This is a genomic window from Steroidobacter agaridevorans, from assembly GCF_009932555.1.
Classification (GTDB): Bacteria; Pseudomonadota; Gammaproteobacteria; order Steroidobacterales; family Steroidobacteraceae; genus Steroidobacter; species Steroidobacter agaridevorans.
Window position 1 is genome coordinate 371,045 of sequence record NZ_BLJO01000008.1, and the last position, 15,711, is coordinate 386,755.

Consider the following 15,711-nt stretch of genomic DNA (forward strand, 5'->3'; position numbering starts at 1 on the left):
AGCGCGCTCCCTGGTGATCGCAGCTCACCGACGCTGTCAGCATTGGCAACTGTGCGCTCGGTGGGCTGGCGATATAACAACGACACCGCTGTTATTCAGGAATGCTCACCTTGCATCGCGACGCCGAAGTCCGCAGCCGACGTGCGGATGAACCTCAGGCCGCCGCCAGCCAGGCCCGCGACGCCTACGCGGGCAAGCTGCTCCCCGACGCCCAACTGCGCTTGTTTCGCGATACGCAGTGGGAGTTCTCGACGCGCACGATCGCCCGAGGCGGTCCTGTTCACGAGCTGCCGCGCGCCGACATTCAACTGCAGGATCTGGTCGTGCGCTCGAGGGGTGTGGAGTACGACCTGCCCGACTATCTCTCCCGCAATCGCGTCGCTGGCCTGCTGCTGATGAAGCGTGGCCGGATCGCGCTCGAGCACTACGATCTGGGCACCGACGCCAGCACGCGCTGGATCTCCATGTCGATGGCCAAGTCGGTGAGCACCACGCTCATCGGCGCTGCGATTCAAGACAAGCTCATCGGCGGTGTCGACGACCAGCTCACGCGCTATCTGCCCGAGCTGCGGGGCTCGAGTTACGACGGCGTGTCGATTCGTCATCTGTTGCAGATGACGTCCGGTGTGCACTGGGATGACACGCACACCGATCCGAGCTCCGAGCGCCGTCGCATGCTCGAGCTGCAGATCGCTCAGCAGCCGGGCGCGATCATGAAGTTTCTCGCCAGCCAGCCGCGCGTGTCTGCGCCGGGCTCCGTTTGGAATTACAGCACCGGCGAAACTCACGTCGTCGGCGCACTGGTGCGCGCAGCCACGGGCATGTGGTGCGCGGATTATCTGTCACAAAAAATCTGGTCCAGGATCGGCATGGAGCAGGACGCCACCTGGTGGCTCGAAGCCCCGGGCGGACTGGAAGTGGCCGGCAGCGGCATCAACGCGACGCTACGCGACTACGCGCGCTTCGGCTTGTTCATGGCCAGCGGCGGCGTCATCGGCAACGAGCGCGTGCTGCCGGAAAACTGGATCGTCGAAGCTACCCAGCCGCGCCAGGTCGGTAATGCGCGCGTCGATTACGGTTACATGTGGTGGCCCGTCGCACGACCGAATGGCTCGTTCGCCGACGGCGCATTCAGCGCCCGCGGCATCTTCGGTCAATACATCTACATCAATCCGCGCGAGCAGGTGATCGTCGCGGTATTGAGCTCGCGCTCCAAGCCGAAGGGCGCCGAGGCGATTCCGGACAACGATTTCTTCAACAGCGCGGTCGACGCGCTGAAGTAGCGAACCAAACACATATAAGCACAACGGCTTTACCCTGGGGATCAAAGTTTTGGGAGGCAACATGGCGACGCGACTGAAATACATCACGGCACTGGCGGTGGTCGGGGCAACCACCTCGGTCAGCACAATGGCGCAGGAACTGGTGGTCGAAGAGGTGATCGTGACCGCGCAGAAGCGCGAGCAGCGCCTGGTCGACGTGCCGGTGGCGATCACCGCCCTCGGCGGTGAGGAGATTGCGCAGAAGGGTCTGACCAATATCCAGGACATCGCGTTCGCGGTGCCTGGCATGGCGTTGCGCGAAGACGGTCCTGGCAGCTACCAGATCTTCATGCGCGGCCTGAGCAACCAATACGGCAGCGACGCCCTGGTCGGTGTGTATCTCGACGAAGCGCCGGTCACGCTCAGCGGCTTCGATCAGCTCGATGTGCGACCGGTCGATCTGGAGCGCGTCGAAGTGCTGAAGGGCCCGCAAGGTACGCTGTACGGCCAGGGCTCGGTGGCCGGCGCGATTCGATACATCACCGCCTCGCCCGATCTCAACGAATGGGGCGGTTCCATCCAGGCTCAAGAATCGTTCATCAGCGGTGGCGACTCGCGTGAAGTGATCGGCGGCGTATTGAACGCGCCCATCGTCACCGACAAGTTCGGCATTCGCATCGCGGCGCACGCCGAAGAAGGCGGCGGCTGGCAGGATCAGCCGGAAGCCGGCGTCAAGGACGGCAACAACCAGGACCTGCGCATCGTGCGCACCAAGATGCTGTGGAAGCCGACCGAGGCGCTGTCGGTGCAAGGCATGGTGCTGGTCCATCGCAACGAGAGTCAGCTCGGCCTCGGCTATGAGCAGCCGGATCGCACCGTCACCGTCGCCGTCGACCGCGCACGTCGTCTGGTGCCGAAGAAGTTCGAATACGACCTGTACAACCTGGATGTGAAGTACGACCTGGGCGCGGCCGAGCTGCTCAGCTCGACCACGTACATCGATCATGACCACCAGTACCCGGCGTCGTATATCGGCGGTCCGGAGACGGTGTACGGCGGCGCGCTGGAAGGCACCGACGATCGGCACACTCGCGCGCACCAGTTCACGCAGGAAATCCGCCTGAGCTCCGCCGGCGAGAATTTCTTCAATTACACCTTCGGCGGCTTCTACCGCTCGATGAGCAACGCGCTGACCGCGTACTACGACACGCTGTTCGCGGGCGATTACTTCGGCGGCCTGGAGTACTATGACCGCGACACGTACGAGTCGTATGCCTTGTTCGGCGATATCTCCTTCCGCTTCGGGCGCTGGGAGCTCGGCACCGGCGTGCGCTACTTCCAGGACGATCAGAAGTCGTGGGACGGTCTCACCGAAGAAACGGATTCGTTCGATTCGGTCGATCCGCGCGCGTTCGCGTCGGTGAAGGTCACCGAGAACATCAACATCTACGCGAGCGTCGGCAGCGGCTTCCGCAGCGGCGGCTTCAACCGCGGCCCGGCCGACAATTTCGAGCCTGAGACCCTGATCAGCTACGAGCTGGGCAGCAAGGGCATCCTGGGCGGCGGCGTATTCGCGTACGAAGCTGCGGTGTTCTACAGCGACTACAAGGACATGTTGCGCCGTGGCCTGGTGTTCAACGCGGACACCGGCACCACCGATCAGATCACCAGCAACATCGGCAAGGCCGAAGTGAAGGGCGTCGAAGTCGGCCTCACGTTCCGTCCGACCGAGCGGCTGACGTTGAACACGACCGCCACGTACCTCGACAGTGAGATCACCGAGGTGAAGGCGCTGGGCGCCACCAACCTGCCCGGCGATCCGGTCGACTACGTGCCGGAGTTCAGCTACACGCTGGGCGCGAACTACGACTTCGACTGGAGCGCGGCCATGCCGGGCTTCTTCCGGGTCGATTACAGCTACCGCGACAAGGTCAGCTACATCGATCTGAGCAGCTTCCCGTTGGAAAACACGCCGCAGTTCTCGGATGACATCGCGCTGCTCGCGGCGCGTCTGGGCATGAAGATCGGTCAGGCCAGCGTCGAAGTGTTCGGCACCAACCTGACCAACGAGAACAAGTGGATCGATCCGTATCACGCCTGGACCAATGCCAACCGCACGCGGCCGCGTGAAGTGGGCATCAAGGTCGGCTACTCGTTCTGAGGATAGGCAATGGCGCAAACTGTTAGAAGCACACAGGATTATCGGGCGTTGGACGTGGCTCACCACGTCCATCCCTTCACCGATCAGAAGGCGCTGGCCGGCAAGGGCGTGCGGATCATCACTCGTGCCGAAGGCGCGTACGTGTGGGACAGCGACGGCAACAAGATCCTCGACGGCATGGCGGGCCTGTGGTGCGTCAATGTCGGTTACGGCCGCAAGGAACTGGTGGATGCGGCGACTCAGCAGCTGCAGACGCTGCCGTACTACAACAGCTTCTTCCAGACGTCGACGCCGTCGCAGATCGAGTTGGGCAAGGTGCTGGCGGAGGTGACTCCGCCGGGCCTGAAGCACTTCTTCTATACGAACTCGGGCTCGGAGGCGAACGACACCGTGATTCGTCTCGCGCGTCACTACTGGCGTGTGAAGGGCAAGCCGACCAAGCGCACGTTCATCGCGCGTAACCTCGGTTATCACGGCAGCACGCTTGCGGCCGTGAGCCTCGGCGGCATGTCGCACATGCATGCGCTCGATGGACAGTTGCTGCCCGAGTTCGCGCACATCGCTCATCCGCACTACTACACGCAGGGCGCCGGGCTGAGCCTGGAAGAGTACGGCCTCAAGGCGGCGCGTCTGCTCGAAGAGAAGATTCTCGAGTTGGGCGCCGACAATGTCGCGGCCTTCATCGGTGAGCCGGTGCAGGGTGCGGGCGGCGTGTACGAGCCGCCGCCGGGTTATTGGGCCGAGATTCAGCGGATCTGCCGCAAGTACGATGTGCTGGTGGTCGCCGATGAAGTCATCTGCGGCTTTGGGCGCACCGGTCAGTGGTTCGGTTCGCAGACCTATGGCATCGATCCGGATCTGATGCCGATGGCGAAGGGCCTGTCCTCGGGCTATCTGCCGATCGCGGGTGTCGCGATCCACGATCGCATCTGGAAGGAAATCAACGAAGGCGGCGCGCTGGCGCACGGCTACACGTACTCGGGCCATCCCGCGTCGTGCGCTGTGGCGATCGCGAACATTCAGTTGATGCGTTCGGAAGGGCTGGTCGAGCGCGTACGGGAAGAGATTGCGCCGTACTTCCGCAAGTGTCTGCAGGAGCTGGCGGCCTCGCACCCCATTGTCGGCGAGATTCGCGGCGTCGGTCTGATCGCGGCCATTCAGCTGGTGAAGAACAAGCAGAGCCGCGAAATCTTCACGACGCAGGACGATGCGGCCAATTTCTGCCGCGACGTGGCCGCGAACAACGGCTTGATCATGCGAGCGGTGTATCAGTCGATGGTGTTGAGCCCGCCGCTGATCATCACCAAGGCGCAGGTCGACGAGTTGACGGAGAAGGCGCGCAAGGCGCTGGATGAAACCGCGAAGAAGTTTGGCCTGCAGAAGCTGTGATTCATCGACTGCCCCGACATTGGCCGAATGGCAGTGTCGTCGGATGCTTCGTCGAGCGGAGCCGCGGTCAGCGAGGGATCAGGTTGGGTTTCAGATAGCCTGGGTAAGGCTGTTCGCGGGCGCGGATGACACGGTCGTTCGCGCCCGCTTTTTCGTTACTTGCCGTCGCCGACTTTCAGGTGCGGATGCTGTTTCTTGATGGTGGCGATCATCCACTGCCGGAACTTGCGGATCACCGGCGAATCCCAGCGCTTCTCGCGCGCGATGAAGTAATAAATGCCCACCGCCAGCGGCTGAAACGCCGGCTTGCCCTCGCCGACATCGACCAGGCGGCCGTTCGCGAGGTCGTCCGCCACGATCACGTAATTCGTCAGTGAGATGCCGCGGCCGTGCCGTGCCGCGTCCAATGTGAGATGGCCTTGCCACAGGCGCGTGCCGCTGAGCTCCACATCCTCGTGGATGCCGTGAAAGCTGAGCCAGTTGCGCCAGCGGTTGAAGTTCTCCTCGTGCAACAGCTGATGGGTCAACAGGTCGCGCGGCTCGTTGATCGGCGCCGAGCGGGCCAGGTATTCACGATTGGCGACGGCGAGCACCGGTGTATGAACGATCTCGGCGCTGCGCAGCTCGGCGGCCAGCTCGATGCGGTCCGCGTAAGGGGCAACCAGGCGGATCTCGACGTCGGTGTGATGGGCGAGCACGTCGGGCAGCCGGTCGAGCGGCCGGACTTCGATATCGATGCCGGGATTGGCCTTTTCGAACTCGCCGAGCCGGCTCGACAGCCAGTGCAGCGCGAAGCCGGGCATGCAGCGGATGTGCAGGCGATGATCGTCGCCGCGCTTCATCAGATCGACCGTGGCGCCGGCGATCAAGTCGATGGCGGTGGCGATTTGCTTGTGATATCGAATGCCGTCCTCGGTCAGCACCGCGCCGCCCGGGGTGCGTTGAATCAGCTTGGTGCCGGTCCAGTCTTCGATGGCGCGCAGGTGCCGGCTCACCACGGCGTGGTCGCGGCACAAATATTGGGCGGCTTTACGGACACCGCCGAGGCGCGCCACGGCGTCGAATGCTCGCAATGCTTCGAAAGGGGGCAACGCCTTGCGCGACGGCAGGGAGGCCGCCGGCTGGTGTGCGATTTTTTCCTCGCTCATCGACATAAACTCGGCACTTTCTCGCCGGAAAGCAACTTGGATTGTGTCACGGCCGGTGCGAAAACGGCACCAAGGCGATTGGCTTTGGCACTTCTAAGCGGGGTGGCGACGCTGACAACATCGATCAATTCTGCGAGTAAGGGGTGCCGTTGAATACCATCGCCGAGGCCTCATCGCCGGCCGCCGCACCGGCGGCCAGTGCCGAATTCTTCGGCCATCCGCGCGGGCTGGCGTACATCGCCTTCACCGAGGCCTGGGAGCGATTTTCCTTTTATGGCATGCAGGCACTGCTGGTGCTGTACATGTCGGGATATCTGCTGCAGCCGGGCGTGGTCGAGCAGGTGGCCGGTTTCGCCGGCCTGCGCGCCGCCATCGAGGCGGTGTTCGGCACGTTGTCCACGCAAGCGCTCGCGGCCCAGATTTTCGGGCTGTATATCGGCCTGGTTTATTTCGTGCCCATTTTCGGTGGTCTGCTCGGCGACCACGTCATGGGAAGACGACGGGCGGTGCTGCTCGGCGCCGCGGCCATGGCGATCGGCCACTTCCTGATGGCGTTCGAAACGGCATTCCTGCCGGCGCTGGCCGCCTTGATCGTCGGCTCCGGGTTGCTCAAAGGAAATCTCGCCGCTCAGGTCGGCGCGCTCTACAGCAAGGACGATCGTCGCCGCGACAGCGCCTACACCGCTTACTGCACTGCTATCAACGTGGGCGCGTTCATCGCGCCGCTGGTGTGCGGCACGTTGGGCGAGTTCTACGGCTGGCATTACGGATTTGGCGCCGCCGGCATCGGCATGTTGATCGGAATCGTCATTTATCTGGCCGGCGCGAAACATTTGCCGGCCGATCGCCCGCGTGACGCTCGAGTTCACGATCGCCCGCGCATGCAGCCCGGCGATCTGCGCAAAGTCCTGGTGATATTGCTGTTGCTCGCGATCACCGCACTGTTCTGGACAGTGCAGACCCAGGTCTGGAATACCTATCCGGTGTGGCTGCGCGACCAGGTCGATCGCTCGTTGCCGTTCGATCTGACGCTGCCCGTCACCTGGTTCCAGGCGCTCGATTCATTGACGGTGCTGCTGTTCGCGCCGCTGGTGATGTTCCTGTGGCGTCGCCAGGCGCAGCGGGGCGCCGAGCCGAGCGATCTGGGAAAGATCGCGCTCGGCTGCGGTTTCTTCGCGATCGCGTGTCTGTTGTTGAGCGTTGGACAATGGTTGGCGGGCGCCGGACGGGTGCCGGTGGGCTGGCCCATCCTGTTCCATTTCATCTGCGCCGCTTCCTATTTGTATGTGGCGCCGATTGCACTCGCGCTCGTGTCGCGCGCGGCGCCGCCTGCCGTGAACGCCATGATGGTCGGCTCTTATTACCTGGGCTTGTTCGTCGGCGGCATCGCCAGCGGCTGGCTGGCGCGCTTCTATGAGCCCTTGGGCCCGGTCATGTTCTGGATGCTTCATGTGCTGGTCGCGGTCGCAGGTTCGCTCAGCATCCTGGTGCTGCGGCGAATGTTTGTCCGCGTGCTCGAGCTGGAAGGCCCTAGAACGGCAACGGCTTGAGATCGGGGTCGAGCCACGCGCGCCGGGCCATCACCGAGAACAACACGGGCTTCGACCAGTATTCGAGCAGCCAGTCGGAGCGCCCGTAACGGCTCGCGAGCAGCTCGTTCAGCACTTCGTGCAGCGGCCTTTCCGGCCGTTTTTCCAGCCAATCGCGCGCGGCTCGCAGCGAGGCCAGAGTGATGGTCTCGTGATAACCGCTCGAATCGGTGTTCTCCACGCCGGTCGCCAGGTTGTATGCGCGGATCAATCCAGGCATGTCAGCCTCGGCGTTCATGCCGGGCCGTCGTAAAACCCAAAGAGCCGCGGCGAAGTGGGCCGCGTGCGTCCACTCCGGTTTCGGCAAAGTCCGGTCGATGATGCCGAGCGCGATGCGCTCGATCTCGGTGTCGCTGCTGAAATGAATCATGGTCAAGCTCCTGACTCAGGGTGGCCAGCGAAGCTCGACGAAGCCCCGCCGATGGCGGGGTTGCGGATGTTTGTTGGAGTTTGGGCTTAGAACCGGCCCGAGGAAGTCCGAACGCACGCACGCGCAACCGCCGCAATGAAGCGCGGTTGTTGCTGTTGGCGTTTGCTGATTCGGATCATGGCCGCGACTATAAAGCGCCGCGGCGGGATCGGTCAAACCGATGGCCGTCCGAAGGGGAGAAGCATTAAAGGTTTGTAATCATTCGGCGGCCAGCGAGGCGAGCCCGCTGGCCGCGAATGTTCTAACCCGGATTAGCGGCGGGTTTTGGCTTTCTTCTTCGACGAGCGCAGCGACAAGCCGAGCTTGTGGATGCGCTGGCGGACGGCCGCCTCGGTGCGCTTCAGCTTGCTCGCGATCGCGCGGGCCGGGGTCTGTTCCTTGATCAGCGCCTTCATTTCGCGGTCATTCTGACTCGTCCAACGAACGCGGGAAGTTGCTTTGGAGCTCTTCTTCTTGGCGGGAGTCTTCGAACGTTTTGCTTTAGTTGCCATGGTTAGTCCTCTGGGTAACGCCGCTTGAATCCGCGGCCGCCGCGACGAGTTCCGCGGTCGTGAACTCGTCTGGTCGTCGAGTCGATACATTCAGCATCGGCTTGACTTTGGTGGCCGCTTATGAAACCTGGGTCCGTTCTCGAATGCGGGGAGTGATGGAAATATTCGCAATGACCATGTTTGGAACGGCACTGCCGCTATCGTACCAAATAAACACTACGTGTTTGTATATTACGGTGACGGTGGGTGACAAAACGTATCATTCGCTCACTGGCTACTACCGAAATATTCCCTGCAGGGCAAGCATCTAAACGGATTTATATCGACCGGAATTGGGCGTTGAGCCGGTAAAAACGCAAAAGGAATGTCGAGGCCCGCGCCAAAACAGATGTTTCGCGGGTGTTTCATGCGCTGACCACGCCCGTTCAGCGTCTCGCCCGAAGCCCGCCGCCGCGCCCGAATCTCGGAAATCACAAATCGGCTACGAGGTAATCCCAAGAGGCGCTCACGGCTCTGCGTGCCGTTCCCGGCGGCGAATGGTGCAAAGCGTGCGATGGGAATATGCGTATGCGGGGCAGTTCGGCGGGCGGATTCCGCGATTCCACTGTCAGCGGATCGTGTGCAGTGTTGTTTGCTCCGCCTCAGATAGCCGGGGCGGAACCTTCTTGTCGCCGCGCGATTAAAAATCGGCATCGTCGATGAGATTTCAACCGGAGAAGCGCACCCATGACCGAATCCACCGACAGTACAAGCACTTCAGGAGCGCGCGGTCGTGCTGCCGATTTGAAACAGCGCTTGCGCGAGGACGGCAAGCAAAGGATCGAGAGCGGCAAGCGCGCCGCCGCGGATCAGATCGCGGACATCGCCGAAGCCATCGATGCGGCCTGCGCAAAGCTGGATCCGTCCCAGCCGGCGATTGCGAGCTATGCATCGAGGCTCGCGGGCAACGTCAGCGGCCTGGCGGCGCATCTGCGCGAGGACAGCATCGAAGATCTGTATTACCAGGTCCGGCAGCTGGCGGTCCGGCATCCCGGAATGTTCCTGCTCGGCAGCGCCGCGCTCGGTATCGCGCTTGCGCGCTTCATGAAGGCCTCCGAGCGGAATCTGGACGCTTTATATGAGGAAGATCTGGGCGAGGCGAGCGAAGAACAAAGTGCCCGGATCTATCGAGCGTCGGCCACGCCAGACACCTATGGCGAAAGGGGAGTGTGAGCCATGGCGTCCTCCCCGATCTCCAACGGCCCCACGGAGTCCATGACGGGGTTGCTCAGCCGTTTGATGGATGAAGCTCTGGCGCTCGCGAGGAACGAAATTGCGCTGGCCAAGGCCGAAGCTCGCACGGCGTTGCGCGATGTAAAACTGAGCGTTGCGCCTTTTGCCATTGCTGCCGGCGTGCTGCTGGCAGGCGTGCTCACGCTGGTTGCAACCGTCATTCTCGCGCTCGCCGAAGTGATGCGACCGTGGCTTGCGGCATTGCTCGTCAGCATCGTGCTGCTGATCGCCGGATTCGTGCTGCTGCAGGCGGGCAAGCGCAAGTGGACGCATCTGGGCGAACAGTTCGATCGCACTCAGGAATCGCTGCAAAAAGATGCGACCGTGGTCGCGCGGAGGACATGATGAACGGTAGAACTGACAAGCGCAGCGCCGCGGATCTGGAGCGGCGTGGCGAGCAGATCCGTGCGAATCTGGATCAAACGCTGGATGAGATCCAGCGCAAGTTTTCTTCCGGTGAGTTGCTCGATCGCTCGGTGGAGTTCATTCGCGACTCGGGTTCGGAGTTGCTGCAGGAGGCCGCAGACACGGTGCGCCGGAACCCGGTGCCAGTGGTTCTCACGGCGGCTGGCCTCGTCTGGCTGGTGGCTTCGGTGGCGAGGTCGCGTTCTGGCGACGAAGGCTATGTCAGTCGCGATCGCGAATGGCTGCGCGATGAGGAGCGCTGGGACAGATCGGCGCGTGGCCGCGTGAGGAGTGCGGCTCACCAGGTTCGCAGCAGAGCGCGTCGGGTGCAGGGCCAGGTCTCGGATCGGTTGTCGGATTCGATGCAAACCGTACAAGTCCGCTCGCGCGAAGTGCGCTCCCGCCTGGACGATCTGGTTCAGGAACAACCGCTCGCACTCGGCGCACTCGCCCTGGCGGCCGGCGCACTGCTCGGCGCCGCCCTGCCCATGACGGAATATGAGAACAGATGGGTCGGGCCCGTGCACGACCGCACCGTAGCTCGAGCCAAAGAAGCTGGCCGACGCGAATATGACAATCTGCGCGAGGCGGTTGCATCTTCCTTGGAACGTCGTGGCGGTAACGGCGCGCGACGTTTCGGAAGCGACGATGTTTCAGGGACCGACGACGGTTCGCAGCGTCCCGTCCAGGGTTAGCGAGGCAAGGCCATGGCTGTATCTATGACTCGCGAGCCGGCCATCGATCGTTCGCTCGGCTGGTTCAGCGTCGGGTTGGGCATGGCGGAGCTGCTGGCGCCCCGAGCGGTGGGGCGCATGATCGGCGTGGGCGATCGCAGCACTGTGTTACGAATGTGTGGCGTGCGCGAGATCGTCAGCGGCGTGGGTTTGCTCTCTGGTCGTGCGCCGGCAACGTTTGCGATGTCGCGCGTCGTCGGCGATGTGATGGATCTCGCGTTGCTCGGCGCATCGCTGCGCTCGCCGGATTCGAATCCCTCCCGAGTGGCGGCCACGGCAACAGCGGTCGCCGGCTTTGCTGCGCTGGATGTCTACGCGAGCAAAGTGGAACTGCAATCTTCCATGGCCGAGGCGCAACAGGACGTGCCGGTGCACGCCAGTCTGACGATCAACAGTCCGCCGGAACAGGTGTATGCATTCTGGCGCAAGCTGGAGAACCTGCCGCGCTTCATGTCCCATCTGGAATCCGTCACGGAAGGACCTCAGCAAAGATCGGAATGGACGGCGCGCCTGCCCGGCGGCATGCAACTGCGCTGGCAGTCGGAGGTCGTCGAGGATCAGCCGGGGCGCTTGATGTCCTGGCGGACCGTCGCCGGCTCGGAAATAAATCATGTCGGCAGCGTGCGTTTCGAGCCCGGGCCGGGCGGTCAGGGAACGCAGGTTCATGTCGAAATCTATTACGGCATGCCGGGCGGGCCGGCCGCTGCAAAGGCCGCGCAGCTGCTGGCGATGGCGCCGGAGTCCCTGGTGACCGAAGACCTGCGGCGCCTGAAACAACTGATCGAGACCGGAGAGATCGCGACCACCCAGGGTCAGCCGACCGGCAAGCGCAGCATGATCGGTCGCATGTTCAGCGCGGAGGAGTCATGAGAGCAGTCTGTTGGCAAGGCGTGCACAAGGTCGGCATCGAGGAAGTGCCGGACGCGCGTCTGATCAATCCCCGCGATGCGGTCATCAAGGTGCGCAAAGCGGCGATCTGCGGCTCGGACCTCCATCTCTACGACGGCTACGTGCCTGGCATGATGCGCGGTGACATTCTCGGTCACGAGTTCATGGGTGAAGTCGTCGAGACCGGCTCCGGCGTGCCGAATCTGTCGCCCGGCGATCGGGTCGTGGTGCCGTTTCCGATTTCCTGCGGCAATTGTTTCTTTTGCTCGCAGGAAATGTACTCGCTGTGCGAGAACTCCAATCCGAATGCCCGGCTCGCGGAGAAGTTCTGGGGCCATTCGCCCTGCGGCATCTTCGGTTATTCGCATTTGCTGGGCGGCTATGCGGGCGGGCAGGCCGAGTATGTGCGCGTGCCCTTCGCGGATGTCGGGCCGATGAAGATTCCGGATGCGATGAGCGATGAGCAGGCGCTGTTTCTCAGCGACATCCTGCCCACCGGCTACATGGCGGCGGAGAACTGCAACATCCAGGAAGGGGACACGGTGGCGGTGTGGGGCTGCGGCCCCGTCGGCCTGTTTGCGATCATGAGCGCCAAGTTGTTGGGCGCGGCTCGAGTCATCGCCATCGATCGTTTCCCCGAGCGGCTGAGCCTCGCGCATCGGGCCGGCGCGGAGATCCTCAACTACGAGGAAATGGATACGCTGGAAACATTACGGGAATGGACCGGCGGGCGTGGACCGGACGCATGCATCGATGCCGTCGGCATGGAGGCGCACATGCACGGTGTCCAGCACGCGTATGACAAGGTGAAGCAGGCGTTGCGATTGGAAACCGAGCGGCCCGGCGTGGTGCGCGAGGCCATTCAAGCCTGTCGCAATGGCGGCACGGTCTCGGTGCCCGGTGTGTACGGCGGCCTGGCCGACAAGATTCCACTCGGCGCTGTCGTGAACAAGGCGCTGACGATCAAGTCCGGCCAGACCCATGTGCAGCGGTACATGAAGCCGCTGATGGGGCGCATCGAGAACGGCGAGATCGATCCGACCATGATCATCACTCACCGGATCGGCATGGACGACGTCCCAGACGCCTATCAAATGTTTCGGGATAAGGAAGACGATTGCATCAAAGTCGTGGTGAACCTGGCCTCGTGATCAAAGCAGTGGCTTGCCGCCCGTGACGGCGACGGTCGCTCCTGAAACATAACTGCTTTCGTCGCTCGCGAGCATCACATACACCGGCGCCAGCTCGCAGGGCTGCGCTGGGCGCTTCATGGGATAGTTCGATCCAAACTTGCTGACTTTGTCCGGTTCCATCGACGCTGGAATCAGGGGCGTCCAGACCGGCCCGGGCGCGACGGTGTTCGCTCGGATACCTTTCTCGGCGAGCAATTGCGCGAGCCCGGCCGTGAAATTCTGAATCGCGCCCTTGGTCGTGGCGTAGGCGAGCAGCGTGGGGTTCGGAACATCGGCGTTGATCGATGCCGTATTGATGATGCTGGCGCCTTCCTTCATGTGCGGCATCGCCGCCTTAGTGATGTAGAACATCGCCGAAAGATTGGTGGCGAGGGTCTTGTCCCATTCCTCGTCGGGAATCTTTTCCAACGAGTCGAACGACATCTGATGCGCGGCGTTGTTGACGAGAACATCGATGCGGCCGAGCGCTTCGACGGATTTTTTCACCAGCGCACGGCAATGCTCGGCCCGCGCGATGTCGCCCGGTATCAGCACGCACTTGCGGCCGGCCGATTCGACCAGTCGCTGCGTCTCCTTCGCGTCTTCATGCTCGTCGAGATAACTCACGACCACATCGGCGCCTTCGCGCGCGAAGGCGAGAGCGACTGCACGGCCGATGCCCGAATCGGCGCCGGTGATCAGCGCCTTTTTATCCGTCAGCCGATTCGTACCTTTGTAGCTGTCCTCGCCGTAGTCCGGCTCGGGCTGCATCGCCTTGCTCGAGCCGGGCAGGGACTGGGATTGCTTGGGGAACGGCGGCTTGGGGAACTCTTTGCGTGGACTCATGATGCAGCTCGTTAAAACAGCTCTCTTTGAGTCCGAACAAGAGAGCAATGGAACGTAAAGTTCCTCGGGCGTCACATGCCCTCGGGCCAGCGCGTCGTGCTGGCCAGCGGGCGGCCGGTTTCGAGCAGAGTTTTCAAGCTGGCGAGCAGGCCGGGCCAGCCGTTCGAGACGGCGTCGATGGTCTTGGAGCCCGTCACGTCGCTTTCGTGAATGACCGTGAGTTTCACTTCGTCGCCGTTCTGCTCCAGTTCATAGGTCAGGCGCGTCGGGCCTTCCGCTTTCATTTCAGGCACGAATTGATTGTGCCAATGGAGCACCAGCTTGCGCGGCCGGTCGATCTCGAGCACTTTGCCGCTGTCGCCGACGCGGCCATCGGGAATCATGAGTTTCCAGGAGGCGCCTTGCGTCCAGTCGCAGTCCTGCCAGGTTTCGACCCAGTACTTGCGCGTGAATTCCGGTTGGGTGAGCGCATCCCATAGCTTCTCGGCGGTGGTGCGGATATAGGTGACATAGACGAACTTGCTACTCATCGTCGTCTCCTTCCAGTTGTTTCTTCAGATCGGCGAGCGCGCGCAGGCGGCCGCGCTCGTACTTGCGGATCCAGCGCTCGGCGATCTCGTGAATGGGCACGGGATTCAGGTAGTGCAGCTTCTCGCGGCCCTGCCATTGCACGACCACGAGATTGGCCTGCTCCAGAATCACGAGGTGCTTGGTCACGGCCTGACGACTCATGTCCAGGCCTTCGCACAGCTGCGCGAGGGTCTGGCCGTTTTGTTCGTACAGGCGATCGAGCAGCGCGCGCCGGCTGCTGTCCGCCAAAGCGCGAAACGCAGCGTCCAGATCCATGGCGTCATTATGCAACCGCGAGGTTGCATGTCAAGACAGATGTTTCAGGCGCGCTCGGTGGCGATGAGTAGGACGACGCTGTCGTTATCGAGCTGATGTTGCGAGCGAAGGTCGCGTCGTGCGGCGACTTGCAGCAAACCGGCGAGGCCGGTCGCGCCGGACTCAGTGGTTTCAGGTCCGCCGGCACTGCGTAGTTCCGCCGCTGCGACACGCAGCTGAACATCCGAAACCAACACGGACGCAACCGAATGACGCTGCAGAATTCGTAACGCCGGGGCCGAGGCCATGCCGCACGCGAGCATCGAGGCCGACGTGTGCAGATCGCCTTCGATGAGCGTCGGTTCGCCGACCTGCAATGCGCGAGCGACAGACGGGGCGGCATCGGGCTCGACGATGAGAAATCTACTCGGCGCCCGGAGCAAAGGTTGCAGGCCATCGACCATGGCGGCGGCGAGGCCGCCGACGCCGGCTTGCACGAACGAATGCGTAGGCCGTGCGCGCGATGGGTCGTTGAATTGCTCGATGAGCTCGTCGGCGAGCATGCCGTAGCCTGCCATCACGTCGTTGACGACGGGCGAGTCCGGATCGTTCGCGGTGTCCGAGATCAGTAATCCATCGCCTCGCGTCGCTGCCGCTTCGGCGGCGGCTACCGCATCGTCATAGGTGCCGTCGATACGAACGATCTCGGCATCGAACGCTTCAATGCGAGCAGCGCGCGTGGTGCTGACCTCTCGCGGCAGAAAGACGATGGCCTTGGATCCGGCTTTCTTAGCAGCGGCTGCTACGGCCAAGCCGTGATTGCCTTCGCTCGCGCAAATCAATCGTGGCAGCTCAGTCCCGATGCGCTCTGAGAAAAGATCTCGTGCATCACTGACACCGCGCGCCGCCGCCAATGCGCGGACGCCGGCGATCATTCCACCGAACGCCTTGAAGCTGCCGAGCGGTCGCTCGCCCTCGACTTTGACAAACACGCGGCCGACGCCGGCCAGGCGGGCGAGCGACGGTAGTTCGAGTAATGAGGTGGGTTGGGCGTCCGGCCAGAGCAGCGCCCAGAGCTTTTTCAATTCCTGCATGCGGC

General features: G+C 62.8%; 16 protein-coding genes. 9 read left to right on the forward strand and 7 right to left on the reverse strand.

Annotated elements, in window-relative coordinates:
• Nucleotides 1-101: 101 nt before the first annotated feature.
• From GYH35_RS27400 to GYH35_RS27410, 3 genes are all read left to right on the forward strand, one after another.
• On the forward strand, nucleotides 102-1,283 hold the full coding sequence (locus tag GYH35_RS27400) for a serine hydrolase domain-containing protein (protein ID WP_161830072.1): 1,182 nt from the start codon (nucleotides 102-104) through the stop codon (nucleotides 1,281-1,283).
• A 61-nt stretch (nucleotides 1,284-1,344) separates the two neighbouring features.
• Nucleotides 1,345-3,423 carry a TonB-dependent receptor gene (locus GYH35_RS27405; protein WP_161830073.1) on the forward strand — a complete coding sequence of 693 codons (2,079 nt, stop codon included), beginning with the start codon at nucleotides 1,345-1,347 and terminating at the stop codon, nucleotides 3,421-3,423.
• Nucleotides 3,424-3,432: 9 nt separating this feature from the next.
• On the forward strand, nucleotides 3,433-4,812 hold the full coding sequence (locus GYH35_RS27410; RefSeq protein ID WP_161830074.1) for an aspartate aminotransferase family protein: 1,380 nt from the start codon (nucleotides 3,433-3,435) through the stop codon (nucleotides 4,810-4,812).
• 155 nt (nucleotides 4,813-4,967) lie between these two features.
• On the opposite strand, the gene GYH35_RS27415 is transcribed toward GYH35_RS27410, so the two are convergent.
• On the reverse strand, nucleotides 4,968-5,960 hold the full coding sequence (locus tag GYH35_RS27415) for a LysR substrate-binding domain-containing protein (protein ID WP_161813406.1): 993 nt from the start codon (nucleotides 5,958-5,960) through the stop codon (nucleotides 4,968-4,970).
• 149 nt (nucleotides 5,961-6,109) lie between these two features.
• Between GYH35_RS27415 and GYH35_RS27420 the strand changes: the two genes are divergently transcribed.
• Nucleotides 6,110-7,510, forward strand: a complete 1,401-nt coding sequence (locus GYH35_RS27420; RefSeq protein WP_202624760.1) for a peptide MFS transporter — start codon at nucleotides 6,110-6,112, stop codon at nucleotides 7,508-7,510.
• On the opposite strand, the gene GYH35_RS27425 is transcribed toward GYH35_RS27420, so the two are convergent.
• On the reverse strand, nucleotides 7,491-7,919 hold the full coding sequence (locus tag GYH35_RS27425) for a hypothetical protein (RefSeq protein WP_202624762.1): 429 nt from the start codon (nucleotides 7,917-7,919) through the stop codon (nucleotides 7,491-7,493). The genes GYH35_RS27420 and GYH35_RS27425 overlap by 20 nt on opposite strands.
• Nucleotides 7,920-8,230: 311 nt before the next feature.
• Entirely contained in the window at nucleotides 8,231-8,374 is a 144-nt protein-coding gene (locus GYH35_RS27430) for a hypothetical protein (protein WP_161813407.1), read from the reverse strand.
• 822 nt (nucleotides 8,375-9,196) lie between these two features.
• On the opposite strand from GYH35_RS27430, the gene GYH35_RS27435 reads away from it, so the two are divergent.
• From GYH35_RS27435 to GYH35_RS27455, 5 genes are read left to right on the forward strand one after another with little or no spacing between them, the layout of a single operon-like run.
• Complete coding sequence (locus tag GYH35_RS27435) at nucleotides 9,197-9,682, forward strand: hypothetical protein (RefSeq protein ID WP_161830075.1); 486 nt, start codon at nucleotides 9,197-9,199, stop codon at nucleotides 9,680-9,682.
• A gap of 3 nt (nucleotides 9,683-9,685) precedes the next feature.
• Complete coding sequence (locus GYH35_RS27440; RefSeq protein ID WP_161813409.1) at nucleotides 9,686-10,087, forward strand: phage holin family protein; 402 nt, start codon at nucleotides 9,686-9,688, stop codon at nucleotides 10,085-10,087.
• Nucleotides 10,087-10,842, forward strand: a complete 756-nt coding sequence (locus tag GYH35_RS27445; protein WP_161813410.1) for a DUF3618 domain-containing protein — start codon at nucleotides 10,087-10,089, stop codon at nucleotides 10,840-10,842. The genes GYH35_RS27440 and GYH35_RS27445 overlap by 1 nt, the downstream gene beginning before the upstream one ends.
• Nucleotides 10,843-10,854: 12 nt before the next feature.
• The gene (locus GYH35_RS27450; RefSeq protein WP_161813411.1) at nucleotides 10,855-11,751 is read left to right on the forward strand and encodes an SRPBCC family protein; all 897 of its coding nucleotides are present in this window, start codon (nucleotides 10,855-10,857) and stop codon (nucleotides 11,749-11,751) included.
• Complete coding sequence (locus GYH35_RS27455) at nucleotides 11,748-12,920, forward strand: zinc-dependent alcohol dehydrogenase (protein ID WP_161813412.1); 1,173 nt, start codon at nucleotides 11,748-11,750, stop codon at nucleotides 12,918-12,920. The genes GYH35_RS27450 and GYH35_RS27455 overlap by 4 nt, the downstream gene beginning before the upstream one ends.
• On the opposite strand, the gene GYH35_RS27460 is transcribed toward GYH35_RS27455, so the two are convergent.
• The 4 genes from GYH35_RS27460 to GYH35_RS27475 form a co-directional block, all read right to left on the reverse strand.
• The gene (locus GYH35_RS27460) at nucleotides 12,921-13,787 is read right to left on the reverse strand and encodes an SDR family oxidoreductase (protein WP_161813413.1); all 867 of its coding nucleotides are present in this window, start codon (nucleotides 13,785-13,787) and stop codon (nucleotides 12,921-12,923) included.
• Nucleotides 13,788-13,858: 71 nt separating this feature from the next.
• Complete coding sequence (locus tag GYH35_RS27465; protein ID WP_161813414.1) at nucleotides 13,859-14,317, reverse strand: SRPBCC family protein; 459 nt, start codon at nucleotides 14,315-14,317, stop codon at nucleotides 13,859-13,861.
• Nucleotides 14,310-14,633 carry an ArsR/SmtB family transcription factor gene (locus GYH35_RS27470; RefSeq protein ID WP_161813415.1) on the reverse strand — a complete coding sequence of 108 codons (324 nt, stop codon included), beginning with the start codon at nucleotides 14,631-14,633 and terminating at the stop codon, nucleotides 14,310-14,312. Before GYH35_RS27470 ends, GYH35_RS27465 begins: the two co-directional genes overlap by 8 nt.
• Nucleotides 14,634-14,677: 44 nt before the next feature.
• Nucleotides 14,678-15,706 (reverse strand): pyridoxal-phosphate dependent enzyme, encoded by a 1,029-nt coding sequence (locus GYH35_RS27475; RefSeq protein WP_161813416.1) that lies wholly within the window; start codon nucleotides 15,704-15,706, stop codon nucleotides 14,678-14,680.
• Between the last annotated feature and the right edge of the window lie 5 nt (nucleotides 15,707-15,711).